The sequence below is a fragment of the Flavobacterium sp. Root420 genome, assembly GCF_001427905.1.
GTDB lineage: Bacteria > Bacteroidota > Bacteroidia > Flavobacteriales > Flavobacteriaceae > Flavobacterium.
Genome location: NZ_LMEF01000031.1, coordinates 1 through 23,383, shown reverse-complemented (window position 1 = coordinate 23,383; position 23,383 = coordinate 1). Strand labels below are relative to the sequence as shown.

Sequence of the window (23,383 nt, the reverse complement as noted above, 5' to 3'; positions counted from 1 at the left end):
GCAGACTTAAAAGCTTATTTAAGATTACTTATATGACTTATATGGTTTAAAATTAATCACATTACAAAATAATGATACGTCCACTCCACACCATAAATTATGAGTCCAATAAGTCCACCAACTAAAGTCCCGTTGATTCTGATATATTGAAGATCTTTTCCGATTTCTAATTCTAATTTTTCTGAAACTTCTTTTCCGTCCCAGCTTTTTACTGTTGAAGAAATTAAATCTCCTATTACCTTTTTATTGTTTAAAAGCACTTCTAATAAATCATTTTTAATGAAATTATTAATCTTGTCAATCATTACCGGATCTTCTTTTAATCCGTTTCCGAAACGCTGAATCAAGCTTGAAATATTATTTTTGATGGAAGATTCATCCCCTTTTTCTAAATCAGTAGAGATTGACAATTTTATTTCATCCCAAATTCCGTTGATGTACTCCTGAACTTCTTTTTTACCGGCAAAACCAAGAATTAAATTGTTGATTTTGATTCTCATTTCTTCCGAGTTTTTTACTTTATCCAGAAAATCGGCTACATATTCGTCGATTTTAATTCTAATTTCACTTTCCGGTTTTTTCGCTTCATCTAAAAACTCTTGCAGTCCATTAAAAATTCCTTCTGAAATACTTTTATCGGCTAGGCCGAAACTCAAAAAAGGTGTGGATTGTTTTACTTTTTTCCGAATCAAATCTTTATTGTTACTCAGTTCGGAACTCATAACTTCCAAAAGATTGGTCAATAATTGATCTTTTACATTTCCTTTTTGCAGGGGTTCTAATGCCAGCGCAACCCAATCCCCAAAATTAATGGCCTCCAGTTTTTCCTTAAACTGAACCTGAATAAAGCGCTTTATATCTTCGTCTTTGATCGTTTTTAAAACGCCCGGAATAATATTTACGGCAACCACATTAGCAATTTTATTAGTATTTTCTATTTCCGAAAGCCAATCTGAAGCTTTTGTCGCAAAGTTGAATTCTTCTAATTTAATTTCTAATTTTTCACGGTTCAGAAATTCCTCCGAAACAAAATTCCCAAGATTTTCTCCTATCTCATTTTTCTTGGTTGGAATAATCGCAGTATGCCAAATCGGAATCCCAAGCGGATGGCGAAATAAAGCGACAACCGCAAACCAGTCTGCGATTCCACCCACCATTGCGGCTTCACTAAATGCCTGAAGGATGGGGATTTTAAAGTAAATGGCAACTATAAACAAAAGCACCGCAGCACCTAAAAGGGACAAGGCACTGGCCTTCATTTTTTTCAAAGCTTTTAATTTAACTATATCCTGATCTGTAGAAGTTTCCATAATTGTAATCGTTTATACTACTAATTTACGGTTTTTCTGTCAAATAATAAACCAGAAAAGCTTTGAGTTTATAAGAAATCAACGAGAATTAAAAAGGTTTGCCACGAATTGCACTAATTTTCACTAATTATTTCGGTGCAAATTTTACATAAATGAAATTCTGGAATTCGGTTTTTATATTAAATTTGAATTCGTGCTAATTCGTGAAATTCGTGGCAAAAAAATAATATTAAAATTGTACTTTTGCGAACTGAAAATCTGAAAAATATGATTATCCAAAAAAGTAGAGAGGAAATCGAATTAATGCGCGAAAGTGCTTTGATCGTATCTAAAACATTAGGAATGATTGCTTCTGAAATTAAAGAAGGAGTTACCACATTATATCTTGACAAATTAGCCGAGGAATTTATTCGTGATCATGGTGCAGTACCAAGTTTTCTTGGATTGTATGATTTCCCGAATTCCCTTTGTATGAGTCCGAATGCACAGGTTGTACACGGAATTCCGAACAATACACCTTTGAAAAGCGGAGACGTTATTTCGGTAGATTGTGGTGCGTTCAAAAACGGATATCATGGTGATCATGCTTATAGTTTCGAAATTGGAGAAGTTGCTCCGGAAGTTAAAAAACTTTTGAAAGTAACTAAGGAATCTCTTTATGTTGGAATAAGAGAGTTTAAAGCTGGAAATCGCGTTGAAGATGTTGGAAATGCGATTCAAAAATATACTGAAGCTCACGGTTACGGAGTAGTTCGTGAATTGGTGGGTCACGGTGTAGGACAAAAAATGCACGAAGAACCAGAAATGCCAAACTACGGAAAACGTGGTCGCGGAAAACTTTTTGTTGAAGGAATGGTGGTTGCCATTGAACCTATGATCAATATGGGAACCAAAAATATCAAACAACTAAAAGACGGCTGGACAATCTTAACTGCTGACGGAAAACCAAGTGCGCATTTCGAACACGATGTGGCCTTAATTGATGGAAAACCAGAGTTACTATCGACTTTTCAATACATCTACAAAGCGTTAGGAATTGAGAGCAATGAAGAAGATGAGTTCAGAAAAGTGCCTTTAGTATTGTAAAATTATTCCACAGAGATTCACAAAGATATACGCCAAGATTCACAAAATAATTTATTTTACATGCCTTTTAAATGTTTGAAGAAAACAATGAATCTCGTAATAGGTTAGATACAATTACATATAAAATTATTGGTTTAGCTATTGAAGTTCACAAACAGCTTGGTCCTGGTTTATTAGAATCAGCTTATCAGGAATGTTTGTATTATGAAATTGTAAATTCTGGTTTGATTGCTGAAAAAGAGAAAATTTTACCAATAGTTTATAAAGACATAAGACTTGATCATGGTTATAGAATTGATTTGCTAATTGAGAACACAATTGTGATTGAATTAAAGACTGTCGAAGCTTTTACGGATGTACATTTTGCGCAGATATTAACCTATTTAAAACTTGGCAATTATCCATTAGGCCTTCTTATTAATTTTGATTCAAAAATTTTAAAAAATAATATAAAAAGATTTATAAACACTTTGTGAAACTCTGTGTCTCCTTTGTGTAACTCTGCGAAATAGCCCCTCATGAAAAAACTTTTTAAACTAGTACTTAATACAATACCACGTCCATTATTAATTCGTTTGAGTTATGTGGCGCGTCCAATTTTGGCTTTATCATTAAAAGGAGACCGATTTACTGATCCTATTGATGGGAAAAGTTTTAGATCATTTTTGCCTTATGGATACGGAAAGCAACGTAACAATGTGCTTTCGCCAAGTACACTTTCTTTAGAAAGACACCGTTTGCTTTGGCTGTATTTAAACGATCAGACTGATTTTTTTACAGCACCAAAAAAAGTGCTTCATTTTGCACCGGAACAGGCTTTTTATAAGTTATTCCGTAAGCAAAAAAATCTGGATTATACAACAACCGATTTATTTTCGCCTTTGGCAGATGTAAAAGCAGATATCTGTAATTTACCTTTTAAAGACAACGAATACGATGTGATTTTGTGTAATCACGTTTTAGAACATATTCCGGATGACACAAAAGCAATGCAGGAATTATTCAGAGTTTTAAAACCAGGCGGAATGGCCGTTTTGCAAATTCCACAGGATTTATCGAGAGAAGTGACTTTTGCTGACGACACTATTACAGACCAAAAAGAACGTGCTAAAATATTTGGACAATACGATCACGTTCGTATTTATGGCCGCGATTATTTTGATAAATTAAGAAGCATTGGTTTTATCGTAATCGAAGAAGATTACACCAATAAAATTGCACCAGAATTGGTAGAGAAATATTGTTTGGCAAAAGGCGAAATTATTCCACTTTGCTTTAAACAGGAAAACTAATTTTTTTTTCACCATATAAGTGATATAAGTTCATTTAAAAAGTTTTCAAATTATTCTTATTTTGAAAACTTTTTCTTTTTTCGACCATCCCAAATTACAACTAAACCAAACCACCTACATCTTGGAACCTTCAAAATCATTTCAATTTTGTTTTGACGTCAGTTTTGAAAAAAATCTGAATACGTATATTCCAACAGCCTATATTGTTGAGAATACGGATGAAATCAAATATCTGGATAAAAAAGCAACAGCCGGCGTACTAGAAAGCTTTGGAATTGTTTTTGAAAATTTAGATTCCTCTACAAAAAAAATACTCACCGTTTGCGAGTCTTTGAAGTCTGACTTTATTTTCAAAAAATTCAGTGCAAAGATCAAATCAGCAAAGACCATTGCCGACCTGCAAAAAGATTCCAAAATTGATTTTGCGATTCGTCAGCATTTGCAATTAAATTTAAGCTCTTTTTACGCTGTAATTGTGCAGGAACAATTTCCGCTGTCAATCAACATGAGCTCTGAAAAGGACTTTTATCGTTCCCGGGTTGATGTCAATCCTCGCTGCTTCGAACCTCTAATTCAATTTGACAAACATGCTGAAGGAATTACGTACACGCTTTCTTTAAAGGAAAATGAAACGGTATTTTTACCAATGGATCATAGTGTTGATATCTTATTGGATGAACCGGGATGGTTGATAATCGATAAAAAATTAGGGCAGTTAAAAGATCTTAATTCTAAAAAGCTTTTGCCTTTCTTAAAGAAAAAATCGATCGAAATACCTTCAAAATTAGTTGATGATTATTTTAAAAGTTTTATTCCTGAAATCGCTAAAAAAATTGACATTGAAGCAAATGGTTTTGAAATTGAACTTCGAGATAAAATAGTTTCCTGCACGATTCAGCCTGTTTATGATTTTTTCAAAAACTGTTATTATCTCAATCTTTATTTTGATTATAATGGGTATTCATTTGATGGCAGTAAAACGAAAAAGACACATTCGTTCGTGGATTTCAGCATTGTTAACGAGCCCAAAATAATTCAGTTTAAAAGAAGTGCTGACGAGGCTTTATATACCACCAAATTAACTGAAATTGGATTACTAAAAATCAAAAATGAATTGTTTGCATTGAATTCTGATACAGAAATTCAGGATACGTACGCCAATATTCAATGGGTTATCGATCATAAAGAAGAGCTTGAAAATTTGGGTTTTACAATTCAAAATTTAAAACTCGAGAGCAAAGAAATCATTACCGAAAGTCATACTGTTTTAGCTTCAAAAGAAGAAACAAAAGAAGACTGGTTTGACATTAAAATAATGATTACTATTGAGGTTTTCACTATCAATTTCAGTGAAATTATTCCCAATATCAAAAGCAGGGAAAGACTCTTTTTATTACCTGACGGAAACTATTTCCTGATTCCGTCGGAATGGCTCAGCAAATACAGTTCACTGGCAAAATTGGCAAAAACAGAAAATGAAAATCTGCTTTTACGTAAAAGTAATTTTACCGCTTTGGATACTATTCCTGAAATTAAAAATGAGGTAATTCAGCAGGCAGCTTATACCGCTTCTCCTTTACTAAAAGCAACTTTGAGACCGTATCAAATTGAGGGCGTAAAATGGCTTTTGGGTCATTTCAACTCCAACTTAGGCGCTTGTCTGGCCGATGATATGGGACTTGGAAAGACATTACAAACTTTAGCCGTTTTGGTTGCCGTACAAGAACAACTTGGATTTACAACAAAAACCACCAATTTTGATTTATTTCAAAATGAAACGACTATTGAAAGAGAACCTTTAAAAACCCTGATTGTTTTACCTTCTTCATTGGTTTTTAACTGGTACAATGAATCTTCAAAGTTTACACCGCATTTTTCAAAAATGCAATATGTTGGTAACGACAGAAAATTATTAGCCAACAGATTAGAATCAACAGATCTAATTTTTACCAGTTACAGTATTGTGCATCGTGACATTTCAATTTTAGAGAAATACAACTTCCGTTATTTAATTTTGGACGAAAGTCAATACATTAAAAATAAAAATTCGAAGATTTTTAAAGCCATTAATAAAATAAATACGGCTCACAAAATCGCTTTAAGTGGTACTCCTATCGAGAACTCACTGGACGATTTATGGTCGCAAATGCAATTTATTAATCCGGATATTTTGGGAACTTATACTTTTTTTGCAGAAAACTTTAAAATCCCGATCGAAAAAAAGCAAGATGAAAGCAGTTTATCTGAATTAAAAAATTTGGTTCAGCCTTATATTTTGCGTCGAACCAAAGAGCAGGTTTTAAAGGATTTACCCGAATTAACAGAGCAGATTTATTATTGCGATATGGATCCTGAGCAGGAAAAATTATATGAGAAAGAAAAATCAAAAGCTCGTAATTTTCTATTAAAAACGGATGGGACCAGTCCGGATAAAATTAGTATTATCAACACTTTGATGAAGTTAAGACAGTTGAGTAATCATCCAAAAATGGTCGATCAGGAGTCGGAAATTGATTCGGGGAAATATATTGCAGTCACTAATTATCTGGAAAATTTAGTTAAAGGAAAACAAAAGGCTATTATTTTCAGCTCATTTGTTACTAATTTGAATTTTTACACCTATTGGTGCACCGAAAACAAAATAAAATATTGTGAAATTACGGGCGAAACTCCTGCCAGTAAAAGAGAGCAGCAAGTAAAGCTGTTTCAGGAAAAAGAAGAGCCTTTATTGTTTTTTATTTCGCTTAAAGCTGGTGGCGTTGGCTTGAATATCACCAAAGCTTCTTATGTTTTGTTTTTAGATCCGTGGTGGAATCCTTTTGCAGAAAAACAAGGAGTTGGAAGAGCGCATAGAATTGGACAATTAAACAAAGTAAACGTTATCCGGTTTATCTCAAAAAATACGGTAGAAGAAAAAATAATCAAACTACAGGAAAACAAAAAGCTGTTATCTGATTCACTTTTGGAAGAAAGTTATATTAACGACGAAATCGAAGTTAATTTGAAATACATACTTGGTTCATAACAAATTGTTCTTAAAACCAATAAATCGTCTTATTTTTCGTTGTATAAATTGTTATATTTACAATCTTACAACGTAATAAGATGTCAAAATTTTTGTTTCAAAGTCTATTTTTGCTTTTCCTTTTTACTTCGGCGAAAGCCCAGGAAGTACAAACCGAAGTTACTCCTCCGTATAACATCAAAACGGTTTCATTTATTCAGAATGGAAATAATGTCGTGCCGATTTTCGAATTGGGTTCAACATTTGAATTGCAATTTGATGATTTGTTTGGTAATGAAGCCAATTATTATTTTGATGTCATACATTGCGATTATAACTGGATTCCAACTGATATTCCGAAAACGGATTATATTCGTGGTTTTGACAATCAAAGAATTACAGATTACTCCAATTCTTTCAATACCCTTCAGGCTTTTTCGCATTATCGACTTTCTTTCCCGAACCAGTTTACTACGCAATTGAGAATTTCAGGTAATTATATGTTAAGAATATTGAATGAAGACAGGGAAGTTGTTTTCTCAAGAAAATTCATTTTATTTGAAGATCATTCTACGGTTGGCGCTGTCGTAAAACGAAGCCGAAACCTCAGCAATATTGATTACAAGCAAAATCTTGAATTTACGGTGCTTTCAAATGATATTGTTTTTCAGACCCCTTTGCAAAACTTAAAAGTGTTGTTATTGCAAAATGGGGATTTTAATACGAGTATCAAAAATATTCCTCCACAATATACTATCGGAAATCAAATGGTTTATAAATACGATAAAGAGACACAATTTTGGGCAGGAAATGAGTTTTTGTATTTTGAAAATAAAGATATTCGGGCTGCAAGTAATAATGTGGCAAAAGTGGGTTCGGCGAACGATATTTACAGTTCCTTTTTATACACCAATCAGGCAAGAGCGAATCAAATCTATACATTATATGAAGATGTTGACGGAAATTTTGTGGTGAAAAACATAAACGCCTCTAATAATGAAATCGAAGCAGATTATGCCTGGGTTTATTTCAGCCTTTCAGCTCCGGCTTTCCAGCTAAATAAAGACATTTATATTGTTGGAATGTTCAACAATTACAGCATATCTCCGGAATATAAAATGGACTATAATGAAAAAAAAGGAGTGTACGAAAAAGCAGTCATGATCAAACAAGGTTTTACCAATTTTAAGTATCGTGTAGCCGATAAAAAAGGAGTAATTGATTATGAAAATGCGATCGATGGTAATTTCTATCAAACAGAAAACGAGTACACTATACTGGTTTATTACAAACAAAGTTCAGATCGATACGAAAGAGTAATCGGAAAAGGAAACGCAAACTCCATAAACATCACCAATTAAAACATTGTTAAAGGATTTCTTTGAACGATTTTTTTTCGTAAGTTTGCAACTATAACACACACATATATACTACGTTAGTATGGTTTCTCAGATTACAAGAGGCATAAAAATATCAGTTTTGACTAGTTTTGAAGGTACTTACTTCAAGAACTACAAAATTCACTTTGCCTTTAGTTACGTAGTTACAATTGAAAACCACAGTAAAGATTCAGTACAATTAACTTCTCGCCACTGGGAAATATTTGACTCGCTTAACGATTTAGAAGTTGTTGACGGAGAAGGTGTTATTGGAAAAAAACCAGTTTTAAAACCTGGAGAAAACCACACATACAGCTCTGGCTGCCTCTTATCATCTCCTTACGGGGCCATGAAAGGTCATTTCAATATGATCAATTTTACGACTACCAAAACATTCAAAGTAATTGTTCCGACTTTTAGAATGTGCGCTCCGTTTGCTTTAAATTAATTTATCGAAATTTCTATTACGCCTTCCTTTGTAATTGCATAGGCTTTGTCATGTTCTGTCGGCGTCATATATGAATTTCCTGTAAACTCGCCAAAAGCCGGAAAAATCAATTGATTTGGTTTTCTAAAAAAACAAGGTAAAGTTAAAAACTGTCTCCCCAATCCTCTTAATTGTATGGCAGGATGAATATGTCCGCAAAAGTTAAAAAATCCTTCTTTTTCTGTTGGATGATGTGTTAGCAAAAAATTATCAATAATCAATTCACTGTAAATATCAATATTCAGGTCTTCATAATTTATTTTTGAAATGATATCGTGGTTGCCTTCCACTAAAATTATTTTCTGCGAATGTTCTTTTATCCAATCCACGAAAAAACCCCATTCGGTATTGATTTTACTGTGAAATAAATCTCCCAAAAAAACAATGGCTTCAGAATCAAATAATTCCAAAACCTTTTTTAAACGATTAAAATTTTCTAAAATAGCTTCTTTCGGAATTCCGATTCCGTGTTTCCTAAAATGGGTCACTTTTCCCAAATGAACATCAGAAATCAAAAGCATCTTTTTTTCCTCCCAAAAAACAACACCAGATTGATGCAAAATAAATTTCTGATTATTAATTAGTATTTTCATAAACATTATTTCATGTAACTGGCTGTCATTTTTTGGATTCTTTCTGCTAAGGTTTCGCTTGATAATTTTTCCCTGAGTCGATCTGTAATTATCGGAAAACTAAAAGGCGTTGGTTTTTTGCATTGTCTCCATACAATCGTTTGCCGATTAATTCTTTCTAAAGCCTGAATCAGACGCCCTTCTTCCAATTGATGTTCGAATGTTTCTATAAACGCCTGATGCAGTAATAAATTGTCAGGCTCAAAATCTCTAAAGACTTCAAAAAGCAACTGGGAACCACTTTGCAAATGTTTGGTTTTAACTGGTCGCCCTGGCAGACCGGTAAAAACCAAACCGGCGATTACCGCAATATCCCTGAATTTCCTTCTTGCCATTTCGGTCGAATTGAGGCTTTTTTGCAAATCGTGGTGCACGTATTCTGTCGAAAATAAGTCATTATCAAAAACAGCTTCCATATCAATTTCCTGATCGGAAAGTAATTCAAATCCGTAATCATTATAAGCTAAAGAAAAAGTAATAGAGAACAACAAACTAATTCTATAAGACAACATACTTGCCAAAGCTTCATGCACAAATCGACCTTCAAAAGGATAAAAAATCGCATGGAATCCTTCTCTGGTTTTAAAGGTCTCTATTAAAAATTCATTTGCATCAGGAACGATACTTTCTTTTCGCTGCCTGTCAAAAATAGGTTTTAATGCTTTTAATTCAGGAGTTAGATTATCAGTGTTTGCTGCATATAATTCTTCACGCAATAATTCACTCATTTGCACAGACAATGCCATGCGTCCTCCCATCCAACTTACCGTTTTAGAACTTTTTTTCGGATCTGCTTTCCGTACCAAAACCTGCATATTTTTTACCCTGAATAATTCGAGTCGTTTTCCTGCAAACGTAAAAACATCTCCCGGTTTTAGTTTTGAAGCAAACCATTCTTCGATTGTACCAATATATCCGCCGCTTAAATATTTGACATTAAGAACTGCATCTCCAACAATAGTTCCGATTTGCATTCTGTGGTGCATGGCAATTAATCGGCTATTGATTTTAAAACGACCGTCTTCTTCAATTTCTACTTTTTTGAATTCATCATAAGCTTTCAGGCTCTGACTTCCGTTGGTAATAAAATTGAGGATCCAGTTCCAGTTTTCTTTAGTTATATTTTGATAACAGAAGGTTTGTTTTACTTCTTTGTAAATTTCATCCGGAAAAAATCCTTCCGAAACGGCCAGCGTATTTAGATATTGAACCAAGACATCCCAACTGTTCAAATACGGAATGCGGTCTTCGACAATCGTTTTTGCAGCTGCTTTTTTAAGTGCCGATGCCTCAATTAATTCGATGGCATGCGTGGCAAGAAAATAAATAACACTTTCTTTCCCAGGTTGATGTCCGCTTCTTCCTGCTCTTTGCAAAAAACGGGCAACACCTTTTGGGCCGCCAATTTGAATAATCGTTTCGACTGGGGCAAAATCTACTCCTAAATCCAGACTTGAAGTACAAACTACTACTTTTAATTCTTCATTTCGAATCGCATTTTCAACCCATTGCCGAACCTCTCTACTGATACTTCCATGATGCATAGCCATATCACCGGCAAATTCTGGATATTTCTCTAAAATTGCCTGATACCACATTTCGCAAACAGAACGAACATTGGTAAAAATTAAAGTAGTCTTACTTTTTCTGATGATTTTTGCAACCTCATCAATTAAATGCAAACCCAAATGGCCTCGCCAGGGATAACTGTCCATTTTCTCCGGAAGAATTGAAATCACTTTTATTTTCTTGTTGATATTCGCTTTTATCAAAAGCGAATTTTTATACGCTTCAGAATCCAAACCCAACAGTACCTGTTGTGCTAATTCCAGATTTCCAATGGTTGCAGAGATTCCCCAAATTTTCATTTTTGGTGCCACTGTTTTTAATCGCGACAAAGCCAATTCCATTTGAACACCGCGTTTTGTTCCTAATAATTCATGCCATTCATCAACTACAATAGCAGAACAATTGGCAAAAGTTTTTGCAAATTCTTTTGATGCGAGAAGCAATTGCAAACTTTCAGGAGTTGTAATCAGCAAATCGGGCATTTTTTTACTTTGCTTTGTTCTCTCACTTTGCGAAGTATCTCCGGAACGAATTCCGACGGTCAACGGCAAATCTAAATCTTCAACAATTCTTTCTGCAGCTTGCTTTATTTCGACAGAAAGGGCTCGCAGTGGTGTAATCCAGATCGCTTTTAATCCTGATTTATGTTTAGCTACGCTCCGTTCGGCTTTGCCTCGGGTTGTTTTGAAATCCGCATTTGTTTTGATGTAATCGAGAACGATAGGAAACCATAAAGCATAGGTTTTTCCGCTTCCTGTCGGAGCGTTTAACAAACCGTTTTTGCCTTGCAGAAATGCGGTCCAGGTTTGCGTCTGGAACGGAAAAGATTTCCATCCCTGATCCTTAAACCAGTTTTCAGCAATTGCGTATAGTTCTTCTCTGTTCATTTTTTTTTATAAGGTTCAAAGTTGCAAAGGCTCAGAGGGACAAAGTTTAGCTGTTTCCTAAAGTTTTTTTTCTTTGAAACTCTGTTACTTTGTCCCTTTGAACCTTTTACGAAATCATACTTTTTAAATCTTCAATCGAATTGGCGTCTTCAATTTTTTTATCGTGTCGCCATCTTAAAATCCTTGGAAATCTTGTTGCAACACCGCTTTTATGTCTTTTTGAAAGCGCAATTCCTTCAAAGCCAATTTCAAAAACCAATTGCGGCGTCACACTTCGGACAGGACCAAATCTCTCTAAAGTATTCTTCTTTATAAAATCATCCACTTGTCGGAATTCGGCATCGGTTAAACCGGAATAGGCTTTTGCGAAAGTCACCAGTTCTTTTTCTCCATTATCATTGGTTTGCCAAAGTGCAAAAGTATAGTCGGTAAATAAATTTGAACGTCGTCCGTGACCTCGCATGGCGTAAGTCAAAACGGCATCGATTACTAAAGGTTCGATTTTCCATTTCCACCAATCGCCTTTTTTTCTTCCCACCTGATAAGTTGAATCGTTGCGTTTTATCATCAAACCTTCGCTCTTCATTTCTCGGGCACGCATTCTTTCGGCAGTAACATCTTCCCAGGAATGGAGCAAGACTCTTTCTGATAATTGAAAAGAAGCGGTTTTATCTTTTATTGCATCGTATAATTGTTCCAGTAATAATCTCCTTTCCGCATAAGGCAAATGGCGAATATCCTGTCCTTCCCATTCTAAAATATCATATGCTTTCAAAATTACAGGGACTTTTTCGAGTAAACTTGCTGATATTGTTTTGCGACCAATTCGGGTTTGCAAATCATTGAAAGTCCCGATTCCGCCTTCGGGAAAAGCTAAAATTTCGGCGTCGATCACCGTTCCATCAGGAATCAAACCAACAAAAGATTGAAGCTCAGGATATTTATCGGTTACTAACTCCTCCCCTCTTGACCAGACATAAATTTCGCTTTCGCGAATGATCGTTTGTGACCGAATCCCATCCCATTTATGTTCGACGGACCAGTCTTCCGGGTTTCCTAAATTGTTCACTTCGCCTTCAATCGGATATGCCAGATAAAATGGATACGGCTTTGATAAATAATCACTATTTTTTTCGTCTAGAATCAATTCCTGAAAAGTAATCGTATTCGGATCCCAATTCCCCATTAATTTATAAGCTAAAGCATCTTCATCCACCTCTTCTGCTTTAGATAAAGCGCGAGTCATTAATTTTTGGCTTACGCCGATTCTGAAACTTCCGGTAATTAATTTCGTAAAAACAAAGCGTTCATAATAATTCAATGCCAGCCAGTTCTCCTGTAAATATTCTTTTTTTTCTACGTCAGTTTTCTTTTTTAAAGCAATAATCTCCTGAAGGTATTCAGTTAAACTTTTATCAGAATGTTCTTTTGTCGTCGGAATAATCAAAGCAATTGTCTCTGCCAAATCACCTACAATATGATAACTTTCTTCGAAAAGCCATAAAGGAATATTGGCTAATTCATTTGCCCAATTTCGTAATAAAGTAGTGTTGACAGGTCTCGGCGGACGACGATGTGAAAGAATCGCAATGGTCCAGACTTTATCCTCTGCCGATGCATTTTTAAAATACATCGTCAATGCATCAACTTTTACATTCGTCTTGTTTGAACTGTCAAGGACTTTTATGAGTTGGGCGAAATTTTTCATTCTCGAATTTCTTTTTCGGTTTCCACTTCTTTTTCCATTTCTTTTTCCATTTCTGCTGTTTCACCTTCGTATTGTGTTTTCTCGGTTCTGGCGTCGTAACCCAATTCTCTTAAATATTTGGAGAAAATATCGGTATAACCATGGGTACAAATCACTCTTTCGGCGCCGCTCGCCTTAATGCTGTCCAGTAACGAGAACCAATCACAATGATCGCTTAAAACAAAACCTTTGTCAATCGCACGTCTGCGTCTGGCGCCACGAAATGCCATCCAGCCGCTAGCCGAACCGGTAACAAAAGGTGTCATTTTTCGGATCCACACGCTTCCGTGTGCACTTGGTGGTGCGAGAACAATATTTCCTAATAAATCTTCTTTCTTGGTTTCGTACGTCACTAAAGTAGTTGGCGGAAGATCTACTAATGGTCGAACAACATTGGTCATATTCTCAATAGCGCCATGTGTATAAATGGTTCCGATATCTGTATCTAAATATTTTAAAAGTCTTTGTGCTTTACCTAAAGAATATCCAAAAAGGACGGATGTTTTTCCCTCTGCTTTGTTTTCTGCCCACCAATTATTGATTTCTGTAATTACTTCAGCCTGTGGAGTCCAGTTGAATGCCGGTAAACCAAAAGTACATTCGGTTATAAAAGTGTGACATTTTACAACTTCATAAGGAACAGAAATTCCGTCGTCTTCAACTTTATAATCTCCTGTAAAAACCCAAACTTCGCCTTTATGTTCCACCCGAATTTGGGCACTTCCAATAATATGTCCGGCGGGATGAAAAGAGAATTTTACGTTGTTGATTACAAAAGTTTCGTTCCAGTTTTTCCCAGTAACATTTATTTCGCCCAAACGATGTCGGATTATAGGAATATTAGTGTGATGTGTAATATAATTTTGATGTCCCCAGCGTGCATGATCAGAATGTCCATGTGTAATAATTGCATTTTTTACCGGCCGCCACGGATCGAGATAAACATCGGCTTGTTGACAGTAAATTCCATTATCATTAAAAGCTAAAAGTGGGATTTTCATATTGCTACCATTTTAATGTTGATAAACCATTTTGGCACATTCTATCAAATTTAACTATTTATCAATCAAGCTGTTTTACAGTTTTGTGGGATTACTTTATTAAATTACAACTTTTTAATATTGTATTGTGATATATTCAAATTATCATTTGTACTTTTGTAAAAAATTAGACAATTCGTAATTTTAAAAATAATTTATCCCATGTTAAAAGGATTCTTTCATGTACCAAAAGCGGTAAACGAACCTGTAAAAGGTTACGCGCCAAACTCGCCAGAAAAAGCGGCTGTACAAGCAGCTTACACTACAATGTGGAACTCAAAAATTGATGTGCCCTTATACATTGGAAGTGAAGAAATCAAAACTGGAAATACAAAAACAATTTCAGCTCCTCACGATCACAAACATATCGTTGGAACGTATCATTTAGCTGAAAAACAACATATCGAAAAGGCGATTGCCAATGCACTTGAATCAAGAAAAGCATGGGCAAACATGGCATGGGAACAGCGTGCTGCTATTTTCTTAAAAGCTGCTGAACTTATTGCTGGTCCGTACCGAGCGCGTATTAACGCAGCAACTATGATCGGACAATCTAAAAATATTCACCAGGCAGAAATTGATGCTTCTTGTGAATTAATTGACTTCTTACGTTACAACGTAGAGTTCATGACTCAAATTTACGGAGATCAGCCAAAATCTGATTCTACAACATGGAATCGTTTAGAATACAGACCTCTTGAAGGCTTTGTTTACGCGATTACTCCTTTCAACTTTACTGCTATTGCTGCAAATCTTCCTGCAAGTGCTGCTATGATGGGTAACGTTGTAATCTGGAAACCAAGTGATAGCCAGGTTTTCTCAACAAAAATTATTATTGAAGTTTTCAAAGAAGCTGGTGTTCCTGATGGCGTTATCAACGTTGTTTTTGGAGATGCTTTAATGATTACGGATACTGTTTTGGCAAGCCGTGATTTCGCCGGAGTCCACTTTACAGGATCAACTCATGTATTTAAAGATATCTGGGCTAAAATTGGCGCAAACATCCACAACTACAAAACATACCCAAGAATCGTTGGGGAAACTGGTGGTAAAGATTTTATCATTGCACATCCAAGTGCTAACGTAAAACAAGTGACTACTGGTATTGCTCGTGGTGCATTTGAATTTCAGGGGCAAAAATGTTCTGCAGCTTCAAGAGCTTATATTCCACAAAGTTTATGGCCAGCTGTAAAAGAACAATTAATTGCTGATGTAAAATCTATGAAAATGGGTTCTCCGGAAGATTTCGGAAACTTTATTACTGCAGTTATCCACGAAGGTTCTTTTGATAAATTAGCTAGTTATATAGATCAGGCTAAAAAAGATGCTGACGCAGAAATTATTGTTGGTGGAAATTACGATAAATCTGTAGGTTACTTTATTGAGCCAACGGTTATCGTAACTACAAACCCAAAATATACTACAATGGAAACCGAATTATTCGGACCAGTAATTACTATTTATGTTTACGAAGACGCAAAATGGGAAGAGACTTTAGAATTAGTTGATACTACTTCTGAGTACGCTTTAACAGGAGCTATATTTAGCCAGGATCGTTATGCTATTGAAGTAGCGACTACGAAATTGCAAAATGCTGCCGGTAACTTCTACATCAACGATAAACCAACAGGAGCTGTTGTTGGAATGCAACCTTTTGGCGGAGCAAGAGCTTCAGGAACGAACGACAAAGCTGGTTCTGCATTGAACTTATTGCGTTGGGCTTCTCCAAGAACTATTAAAGAAACTTTTGTAACTCCGGAAGATTATAGATATCCGTTTTTAGGATAGTCTTAAAGTTGGAAAGTCGAAAGTCAATATTATAAGCCGAATCTAAATTTAGATTCGGCTTTTTTGTTGCTTTATTTCCAGATCGGAATTTTTACAAAACTATCATTGTACCATTTTACTTTTAATGGTTCTTTTGCGTCTTCGATCGTTTCTTCGGTTACAGTTTTTCCGGTTCCATAATTCAATTCTGAAAAGCGATTTTTGTTTACATTAATTACAGCGACTAACTGACTGCCTTTACTTAGTTGTTTACTTACTAAATGTGTATTCGAAAAAGGAATTGATTCTATTTCATTTGGCTTTAGCAAATTTCTTTTAGTAGTATCTTTTGCATAACTGACTCGTCCTAAAAAATAAGACAGATGAAAATATTCACCATTAGGCATTAATTCATATAAAGTCACTCCGATATCCAAATCTTTTTTATTGATACTTAGTTTTAGTTCTCCTAAAAAAGAACCATTAATCAACATTGATTCTTTCAAGGGGTCACTAATAAAAACAAATCCGCTACTGGTATCAATTTCTTTTCTAATAATAGGATTTGGGTAATATTCGTTGTTTTCGGTTTGTCTGTCAGCAAAATTAACTTCCTGATACAGGTAATTTTTTTGAATTGGCTTTTTCTCATTCAAGGCATAAAATTTTCCTGATTTGTTATCGGTCAAATATAGCTGTAAGAAACCATTAGCCATTTTGTCAAGAGAGGGAGCACTTCGCCATTCATTTGTTCCCATAACTTCATAATTAATTTTGTCTTTCAACATTTCTGGTTTTGCTCCATTTTTCAGGATAAAATCAAACCATTGATAAGTTATTTTTTTAATGTTGATTATTGCAACTGAATCAACCTTGTAATCATTCAACTTAATTTCACCACCAATCTGAGTACCAAAATGACCGTATGGGCCAATTATTACATAAGCCGGAGTTTTTGGATTGTATTTCTGAAGTTCTCGTATGTAATACAAACTTGAATTTTGAGAATCATTATAATAGCCATCAAGAGCTAAGACAGGAATATTAATTTGTTCAAACTCTTTTTTGTACGGTGCCATTTTTTGCCAATATTCATCAAATGAGGGATGATTTGTCCATCGTTGAAAATGTCTGTTTGGATGGTTATCAATACTATCCATCTTTTTATAAGCAACACCCGTTTCCCACCAAATATTCTGCATTTTTCTAAATCGCTGCCTATCATTTCCTGCAATTGTATCCAGATATTTATTATTACCAACATAAAACGACCATTCATAATTGGGATTTACAAAAATATTATTTTCCATTGGCAGGCCCATTCCAGGTCTGTTGGCAACATAAGGTACAATTGTCTTGAGCGCCGGATGCATCTTCTTACAGGCCGCCCATTGTGTATATCCATTATAACTTCCGCCATACATACCGACACTTCCGTTGCACCATTCTTGTTTACTGATCCAATCAATGACATCATAGGCGTCGTTGGCATCATTTTCATACGGAAATATTTCATCTGGACTAAATCGCTTACCTCGCGAGTAGGCGATAACACCAACATAATCTTTATCTGCCGCTTCTTTTAAGGATTTAATATCTCTTCCTTTATCTCTCACATAAATAGTATATTGAAGTATTACAGGTTTTGGAACAGAAACTCCTTTTTTTCGAATGACCATTGCAGATATAAAAGCACCATCACGTGTTTTGATCATTACGCTATCCTGAATGTCATAAGCGCTTTTTAAATCTTCTGCTTTTGTTACGCTTGTTTGCTGTGAGAATGTATTTGATACTAGTAAAATAAGAAATATAAAATTTAAAATTGTTTTCATTGAATTATTTTATTGATAGCTTTCACTAAATCTCGTTACTGTTTTTAAATTTGACTGATTGACGATTTGAAACCTTTAGCAATTCGCCCGTCTTTAGTTTTATTTCCAGCCCGCTTCCAACTGTTTTTTTTACTTCCTGGATATAATTAATATTTACAATCTCAGTCCTGTTTATTCTGAAAAAAATATTTTCATCTAACATCTCTTCCCATTGACGGAGAGAACGCCTTTGCAGGGCTTTTTTATCCTGAAAATAAAGTCTGGTATAATTTTCAAGTGATTCTATTAAGTAGATTTCGTGCAATTGAATAAAGAATCGCTTCTCTCCATCCTTAATGAAAATTTTACGATCATTTGTTAAAGAATCATTCGAAGAAGATTTTAAGCGTATAGCATTTCTTATTTTTTCAATTGCTTGCAAGAATCGTTCTTCTCGTATAGGTTTCATTAAATAATCCAACGCATTAACTTCAAATGCCTGCACAGCAAACTGGTTATAAGCAGTTGTAAATAATACTAATGGTACATTATTTAAAGACTCCAATAAATCGAAACCGGATTTCTCAGGCATTTGAATATCTAAAAAAATTAAATCGGGCATATTTACCTCAATTAAATCCTTAGCATCATCAGCATTTTCTGCCTCGCCTAACAGAATGAAATCTTCATAATCATTTAATGCCCTTTTCAGTTCTTCCCGGGATAACCGTTCATCATCAACTATTATAAATTTTATCTTTTTCATTTCGTTGGAAGTATCATCGTTGTCAAAACCGTTTCGTCATTCATCTCTTTAATTTCAAAAGAAGCATTTCCGTTATATTGCAGAAGCAAACGTTCTTTCAGATTATTTAATCCAATACCGGAATCTTTAATTCCTATACTCAGCTTACCCGAATTTTGAACAATAATTTTCAGAAAACCGTTTTCCTTTTCAACTATTACATTAATAAATCCGCCATTTTTTCTTTTTTCAATTCCATGTTTTATGGCATTCTCCACCAAAGACTGAATGCTCAAAGGCAGAACAAAATGTTCAGTTAAGTCTAAATTTGTTTCAATTTTAATTTGCAAACGTTCCTCAAATCGTATTTTTTCTAATTCCAGATAATCTTTGACAAGATTAATCTCGTCTTCTAATGGTATTAATCTTGCAACATTATTATTTAAAGAATTTCGTAGCAACTCAGACAATAAATCAATTGCTCTTCTGGCCGAATCTGGATTTTCTAAGATCAAAAATTTTATATTGTTCAATGAGTTAAAAAAGAAATGCGGATTTAACTGTGCACTCAGATTGTTCAATTGTGCTTCTTTCACTATAAGCGACAATCGGGCGTTTTCTTTTACCGTTTCTATTTCAAGTCTTGAATAATGATAAAGATGGTAAGCCAATAGCCAAATAGACATTAATCTCATGCCTGTGATAAAAATCTGCAATTGTGTTGATTTTAAAAATGATATAAACGAAACAGGATTGCTCTCTAAAATCAGTAAACGTACCAGATAAAGTTTACCAACAATTAAAAACATGTACAAAACTGAAAGCACCAAAACACTAATTGCAATTCTCGGAACTAACATTTTTAGACTTAATTTATTCCATCTGTTTTTTAAAGAAAAGTTTCTATAAATATGTGTCAATGTAATTCCAATGGTTACATCCAATATTAAATCTGCTATGCCTATTTTCCATATAAAAGTACCGCTGAAAAAGGCAGAAAACCCCCAATACAAGGAAGTTGTAATCCAACCGATTAATTGAATTGTCCAATATGTCGGTATTCTGGTAATTCTTTTCAATACAAATGTTTTAGTGTTGTAGTAAAGATATTCCTCTAATACAGATTGGACAAATAAAAGTACATGAGCGGAGAATAATAGAGGATGAAGCAGATTTCAGGTTTCAGGTCAAATAAAAAATCCCAAATTCCTTAAATTGGAATTTGGGATTTTATTACATAGATTCCAACAAAACCTGAAACCTGAAACTTTTAAACTTGAAACCTTTTTCTAAGGCTGAAACTTCAAAGGCAAATGCACCACTTTTTTAGTTTCAAAAAACTCGTCTTCAAAAATATCTGCCAAATCATATAAAGTAGCCTTTGGAAAAGCAGCTAATTCTTCGGTCAAATCTCCACCTTTTAAATAAAGGATTCCGTTTTTTAAAGTGTGTTTGTGCTGCTTTTTGATTTTATCTTTTATCCAGGAAACAAAATCCGGCATATTGGTTACCGCACGGCTCACGATAAAATCGAAATCACCTTTCACCAATTCAGCACGTTTTTGTTCTGCTTTTACATTTTTTAATTCTAAGGCATCAACAACACCCTGAACCACTTTTATTTTTTTCGCAATAACATCAATTAAATAAAAACGCGTTTCGGGAAAAAGAATCGCTAACGGAATTCCAGGAAATCCCCCCCCGGTTCCAACATCCAAAACAGTTGCTCCAGGTTCGAATTTCATGATTTTTGCGATTCCAAGCGAATGCAAAATGTGTTTTGTATATAAGGCGTCAATGTCTTTTCGCGAAATTACATTGATTTTTTCATTCCAATCGTGGTATAAAAAGTCTAATTTTTGAAATTGTTCGATTTGAAGTTCAGTCAAATTTGGAAAATATTTCAATATCTCATCCATTGTAGTAAATTTTTAACAAAAGTACTACTTTACGATTGAAATATTTAACTCAATTTTGCAAATTGAAAATTTATAATAATTACCTTTGAAAACTATTTAAAATAATTATGAATAACATTGCGCCTACATTTGCTAAGCAAGACAATCTGAAGTTTTTCAGAACACTTAACTCACGAGTAAACAATTACTTCAAGGAGAATAACATTCAGAAAACCGGAAACTGGAAACTGCATTTAAAAGCCGTTATTCTTTTTGCCGTTTTTCTAACGCCTTACTTTTTGATATTAACTCTTAATATGCCTTTTTGGGCACAATTGCTATTAAACATCCTGATGGGAGTTGGAATGGCAGGAATTGGAATGAATGTTATGCATGATGGAAATCACGGATCTTATTCTTCTAAATCCTGGATCAACAAAATTATGGGTGGAAGTATTTATGTTTTAGCCGGAAATGTACACAACTGGCAAGTACAACACAATGTACTTCACCATACTTATACTAATATTCACGGTCACGATGAAGATTTGGATGCGGGAAGAATTATACGTTTTACACAAAATGCCGAATGGCACCGTTTTCACAAATTTCAACACTATTATTCTTTTTTCTTATACGGACTATTGACTTTTAATTGGGCATTAACAACCGATTTTAAGCAAATGAAAAATTACTTAAAAAGAAAATTATCTTACGGAGCTCCTCAAAGTCCAACTAAATTATGGACGGTTTTAGTAATTACAAAAATAATTTACGTTTTAATCTGGATGGCTTTGCCAATGATTTTAGGCGTAACATGGTGGAAAGTAGTTATTGGATTTTTTGTAATGCACTACACGGCAGGATTAATTTTAAGTATTGTTTTTCAGTTGGCACACGTAGTGGAAGAAACTTCAAACCCTGTTCCGAATGAAGAAGGTGAAATAGAAAACACCTGGGCAATTCACCAATTATACACTACTGCCAATTTTGCTCCAAAAAACAAAGTAATCAATTGGTTTACCGGAGGATTAAATCATCAGATTGAACACCATATTTTTCCAAATATCAGTCATGTACATTACGGAAAAATTGCTGAAATTGTAAAACAAACTGCAATCGAATGCAACTTGCCTTATCATGAATTCAGAACCATGAGAGGTGCCATTATTGCGCATTATAAGCATTTGCGTGATCTTGGAATGAAACCTGAACTAGCATAAAAAATCTATTAATAATTAACCTTCCTTAATTAAAGTTGAAATTAAGGACAATCAAAATTTTTATAATGAATCATATTCTTTCGGACAGAATTAACAACTTAGCGACCTCACAAACTTTGGCTATGGCCGCTTTAGCACGCGAATTAAAAGCACAAGGAAAAGACATTATCAGTTTAAGTTTAGGTGAACCAGACTTCAATACACCAGAATTTATTAAAGAAGCTGTTAAAAAAGCAGTTGACGAAAATTATAGCACATATTCTCCAGTAGAAGGTTATTTAGAATTGAGAGAAGCAATCTCCAGAAAATTCAAAAGAGACAACGGATTAGAGTACAAACCAACTCAAATCGTAGTTTCTACAGGAGCAAAACAATCTTTATACAACATTGCACAAGTAATGTTAAACGATGGTGACGAGGTTATTTTACCAGCACCTTACTGGGTTTCTTACTTCGAAATTGTAAAACTTTCAGGCGGAGTTCCGGTTGAAGTTCCAACTTCTGTAGATACTGATTTCAAAATCACTCCGGAACAATTAGAAGCTGCTATCACACCAAAAACAAAAATGATGTGGTTCAGTTCTCCTTGTAATCCTTCAGGTTCTGTTTACAGCAGAGAAGAGTTAACAGCACTTGCAAAAGTCTTAGAAAAGCACCCAAATATATATGTAGTTGCTGACGAAATTTATGAGCACATCAATTTCTCAGGAACTTTCTGCAGTATCGGTTCAATTCCTGGAATGTTAGAAAAAACAATCACTGTAAATGGAGTTGCAAAAGCATTCGCCATGACAGGATACAGAATTGGTTACATCGGAGCACCGGAATTCATTGCAAAAGCATGTACAAAAATTCAGGGACAAGTAACTTCAGGAGCAAATTCTGTAGCACAACGCGCTACGATTACTGCTGTAGATGCAGATCCAAGCGTATTAAACCACATGGTTCAGGCTTTCCATACTCGTAGAGATTTAGTAGTCGGATTATTAAAAGAAATTCCAGGAGTAAAAATCAACGTTCCGGAAGGAGCTTTTTATGTTTTCCCGGACGTTTCTTCTTTCTTCGGAAAAACGTTAAGAGGAACTGAAATTAAAGATGCAAACGATGTTTCAATGTATCTTTTGGCTGAGGCTAACGTAGCAACCGTAACAGGTGACGCTTTCGGAAATCCAAATTGTATTCGTTTTTCTTACGCAACAAGCGATGATATTTTAAAAGAAGCATTACGCAGAATCAAAGAAGCTTTGACTCTATAAAATATAAATAAGTTTATTAAAACGGCTTAAGGTTCAAAGTTTCATCACTTTATACTTTAAGCTGTTTTTTTATGTTTATTTTGGGCGTGTCCCTCCGGGCCGGGCTATCCGCTATATTTCCGATTAACAAAAACTACGGCTAAAAAGCCTACCGTCTGGACACATCTCTAAAGAGTATCCAGCCTTGCATGACTGAATTGAATTTTTGCAGGCCAATCCAAAAGGTTGTGATACCAGGTTTTCTTTC

18 protein-coding genes are annotated in these 23,383 nt (G+C 34.6%); 9 read left to right on the top strand and 9 right to left on the bottom strand.

Annotated features, from left to right (window positions below; all coding sequences use genetic code 11):
- Window positions 1-56 precede the first annotated feature (56 nt).
- Window positions 57-1,310 (bottom strand): DUF445 domain-containing protein, encoded by a 1,254-nt coding sequence (locus ASC72_RS19130; protein WP_056194618.1) that lies wholly within the window; start codon window positions 1,308-1,310, stop codon window positions 57-59.
- Between the two features lie 267 nt (window positions 1,311-1,577).
- On the opposite strand from ASC72_RS19130, the gene map reads away from it, so the two are divergent.
- The 6 genes from map to apaG all read left to right on the top strand — a co-directional run bounded on the left by map (window position 1,578) and on the right by apaG (window position 8,519).
- Window positions 1,578-2,396, top strand: a complete 819-nt coding sequence (gene map, locus ASC72_RS19125) for a type I methionyl aminopeptidase (protein ID WP_056194615.1) — start codon at window positions 1,578-1,580, stop codon at window positions 2,394-2,396.
- A gap of 71 nt (window positions 2,397-2,467) precedes the next feature.
- Window positions 2,468-2,872 (top strand): GxxExxY protein, encoded by a 405-nt coding sequence (locus ASC72_RS19120; protein WP_056194612.1) that lies wholly within the window; start codon window positions 2,468-2,470, stop codon window positions 2,870-2,872.
- 42 nt (window positions 2,873-2,914) lie between these two features.
- Entirely contained in the window at window positions 2,915-3,688 is a 774-nt protein-coding gene (locus ASC72_RS19115; protein ID WP_056194609.1) for a class I SAM-dependent methyltransferase, read from the top strand.
- A gap of 121 nt (window positions 3,689-3,809) precedes the next feature.
- A complete protein-coding gene (locus tag ASC72_RS19110) occupies window positions 3,810-6,713 on the top strand; it encodes a DEAD/DEAH box helicase (protein ID WP_056195163.1) in 2,904 nt (967 codons plus the stop codon).
- 80 nt (window positions 6,714-6,793) lie between these two features.
- Complete coding sequence (locus ASC72_RS19105) at window positions 6,794-8,053, top strand: DUF5103 domain-containing protein (protein WP_056194606.1); 1,260 nt, start codon at window positions 6,794-6,796, stop codon at window positions 8,051-8,053.
- 79 nt (window positions 8,054-8,132) lie between these two features.
- Window positions 8,133-8,519, top strand: coding sequence for a Co2+/Mg2+ efflux protein ApaG (gene apaG, locus ASC72_RS19100; protein ID WP_008467225.1), 387 nt, complete (start codon window positions 8,133-8,135; stop codon window positions 8,517-8,519).
- Here the strand turns inward: apaG and pdeM are convergent.
- The 4 genes from pdeM to ASC72_RS19080 all read right to left on the bottom strand — a co-directional run bounded on the left by pdeM (window position 8,516) and on the right by ASC72_RS19080 (window position 14,394).
- Window positions 8,516-9,151 carry a ligase-associated DNA damage response endonuclease PdeM gene (gene pdeM, locus ASC72_RS19095; protein WP_082564370.1) on the bottom strand — a complete coding sequence of 212 codons (636 nt, stop codon included), beginning with the start codon at window positions 9,149-9,151 and terminating at the stop codon, window positions 8,516-8,518. The two genes, apaG and pdeM, sit on opposite strands and share 4 nt — an antisense overlap.
- 5 nt (window positions 9,152-9,156) lie before the next feature.
- Window positions 9,157-11,646 (bottom strand): ligase-associated DNA damage response DEXH box helicase, encoded by a 2,490-nt coding sequence (locus ASC72_RS19090; RefSeq protein ID WP_056194601.1) that lies wholly within the window; start codon window positions 11,644-11,646, stop codon window positions 9,157-9,159.
- 106 nt (window positions 11,647-11,752) lie between these two features.
- Window positions 11,753-13,354 carry an ATP-dependent DNA ligase gene (locus tag ASC72_RS19085; RefSeq protein WP_056194599.1) on the bottom strand — a complete coding sequence of 534 codons (1,602 nt, stop codon included), beginning with the start codon at window positions 13,352-13,354 and terminating at the stop codon, window positions 11,753-11,755.
- A complete protein-coding gene (locus ASC72_RS19080) occupies window positions 13,351-14,394 on the bottom strand; it encodes a ligase-associated DNA damage response exonuclease (protein ID WP_056194596.1) in 1,044 nt (347 codons plus the stop codon). Before ASC72_RS19080 ends, ASC72_RS19085 begins: the two co-directional genes overlap by 4 nt.
- 201 nt (window positions 14,395-14,595) lie before the next feature.
- On the opposite strand from ASC72_RS19080, the gene pruA reads away from it, so the two are divergent.
- Window positions 14,596-16,221 (top strand): L-glutamate gamma-semialdehyde dehydrogenase, encoded by a 1,626-nt coding sequence (gene pruA / locus ASC72_RS19075; RefSeq protein ID WP_056194593.1) that lies wholly within the window; start codon window positions 14,596-14,598, stop codon window positions 16,219-16,221.
- 71 nt (window positions 16,222-16,292) lie between these two features.
- On the opposite strand, the gene ASC72_RS19070 is transcribed toward pruA, so the two are convergent.
- The 4 genes from ASC72_RS19070 to rsmG form a co-directional block, all read right to left on the bottom strand.
- Window positions 16,293-18,035 carry a CocE/NonD family hydrolase gene (locus ASC72_RS19070; RefSeq protein WP_056194590.1) on the bottom strand — a complete coding sequence of 581 codons (1,743 nt, stop codon included), beginning with the start codon at window positions 18,033-18,035 and terminating at the stop codon, window positions 16,293-16,295.
- Window positions 18,036-18,060: 25 nt separating this feature from the next.
- A complete protein-coding gene (locus ASC72_RS19065; RefSeq protein ID WP_056194588.1) occupies window positions 18,061-18,780 on the bottom strand; it encodes a LytTR family DNA-binding domain-containing protein in 720 nt (239 codons plus the stop codon).
- Window positions 18,777-19,838 (bottom strand): sensor histidine kinase, encoded by a 1,062-nt coding sequence (locus ASC72_RS19060; protein ID WP_056194585.1) that lies wholly within the window; start codon window positions 19,836-19,838, stop codon window positions 18,777-18,779. The genes ASC72_RS19065 and ASC72_RS19060 overlap by 4 nt, the downstream gene beginning before the upstream one ends.
- 210 nt (window positions 19,839-20,048) lie before the next feature.
- Window positions 20,049-20,678, bottom strand: coding sequence for a 16S rRNA (guanine(527)-N(7))-methyltransferase RsmG (gene rsmG, locus ASC72_RS19055; protein ID WP_056194582.1), 630 nt, complete (start codon window positions 20,676-20,678; stop codon window positions 20,049-20,051).
- 107 nt (window positions 20,679-20,785) lie between these two features.
- On the opposite strand from rsmG, the gene ASC72_RS19050 reads away from it, so the two are divergent.
- Together ASC72_RS19050 and ASC72_RS19045 are read left to right on the top strand one after the other, a co-directional pair.
- Window positions 20,786-21,880, top strand: coding sequence for an acyl-CoA desaturase (locus tag ASC72_RS19050; protein WP_056194579.1), 1,095 nt, complete (start codon window positions 20,786-20,788; stop codon window positions 21,878-21,880).
- A 65-nt stretch (window positions 21,881-21,945) separates the two neighbouring features.
- Window positions 21,946-23,136, top strand: a complete 1,191-nt coding sequence (locus tag ASC72_RS19045; protein WP_056194575.1) for a pyridoxal phosphate-dependent aminotransferase — start codon at window positions 21,946-21,948, stop codon at window positions 23,134-23,136.
- Window positions 23,137-23,383: the final 247 nt, after the last annotated feature.